General features: G+C 72.1%; 1 protein-coding gene. It reads right to left on the bottom strand.

Features of this window, described 5'->3' with window-relative positions; genetic code table 11:
- A partial coding sequence (locus ACFHW0_RS31895; RefSeq protein ID WP_416613338.1) for a hypothetical protein occupies positions 1 to 256 on the bottom strand: 256 nt, incomplete at its 3' end.
- Positions 257 to 340: the final 84 nt, after the last annotated feature.

Genomic DNA, 340 nt, shown 5'->3' with positions numbered 1-340 from the left:
GCCGCACGTGCCGCACCCAGTAGCCCGGATCGGTGATCTCCCCGGCGTCCGCCACCGCACCGGTCACGTTCGACACGATCGGGATCCTCGGCGACCGCCAGTCCAGCCCCGCCACCACCGACGCGAACTCGGCCAGCATCGGCTCCACCAACCGCGAGTGGAACGCGTGACTGACCGACAACTCCCTGACCCGCCAACCCCGCTCGCGGGCGGTGTTCACCACCGAGGCGACCTCGTTGGCAGCACCGGAGACCACCACCGACGCCGGGCCGTTCACCGCCGCGATGTCCACCCCCGCACCCGACGCGTCGATGACCTCCCGCACTGCCGCCTCGGACGC

Source organism: Micromonospora sp. LOL_025 (assembly GCF_048060285.1).
Lineage (GTDB): Bacteria > Actinomycetota > Actinomycetes > Mycobacteriales > Micromonosporaceae > Micromonospora.
The sequence above is the reverse complement of the archived record's forward strand: the minus strand, read 5'-3'. Positions and strand labels throughout refer to the sequence as shown.